We start from the raw sequence: 779 nt of genomic DNA, 5'->3' as shown, positions 1-779 counted from the left end.
GTACGTCACCGGCGAAGAGTCTTTGCAACAGGTGGCGATGCGCGCGCATCGACTCGGTCTGCCGACGGCGAATCTGAACATGCTGTCGGAAACCAGCATCGAACAAATTTGCCTGATTGCCGAAGAAGAACAGCCGAGGCTGATGGTTATCGACTCCATTCAGGTGATGCACATGGCGGATATTCAGTCTTCGCCGGGCAGCGTGGCACAGGTGCGCGAAACCGCGGCTTACCTGACCCGCTTCGCCAAAACGCGCGGCGTGGCGATTGTCATGGTCGGCCACGTCACCAAAGACGGCTCGCTGGCCGGTCCAAAGGTGCTGGAGCACTGTATTGACTGCTCGGTGCTGCTCGACGGCGACGCCGATTCTCGTTTTCGTACTCTGCGTAGCCATAAAAACCGCTTTGGCGCGGTGAATGAACTGGGCGTCTTTGCCATGACCGAACAGGGGCTACGTGAAGTTAGCAACCCTTCCGCTATCTTCTTAAGCCGTGGCGATGAAGTCACCTCCGGCAGTTCTGTGATGGTGGTCTGGGAAGGTACGCGCCCGTTGCTGGTGGAGATTCAGGCGCTGGTCGACCATTCGATGATGGCGAATCCGCGTCGTGTGGCGGTCGGTCTGGAGCAGAACCGTCTGGCGATTCTGCTGGCCGTGCTGCATCGTCACGGCGGCTTGCAGATGGCGGATCAGGACGTGTTCGTCAACGTGGTTGGCGGCGTGAAGGTTACCGAAACCAGCGCCGATCTGGCACTGCTACTGGCAATGGTTTCCAGCCTGC

Annotated in this window: 1 protein-coding gene; it reads left to right on the top strand. The window is 59.2% G+C overall.

The window, feature by feature from the left end:
• Window positions 1-779, top strand: a 779-nt coding sequence (gene radA / locus FDW87_RS22875; RefSeq protein WP_252363221.1) for a DNA repair protein RadA, incomplete at both ends; no start/stop codon positions are given.

It is taken from the genome of Citrobacter sp. wls826 (assembly GCF_005281245.1).
GTDB lineage: Bacteria > Pseudomonadota > Gammaproteobacteria > Enterobacterales > Enterobacteriaceae > Citrobacter > Citrobacter braakii.
This window is presented reverse-complemented; position numbering and strand designations above follow the sequence as displayed.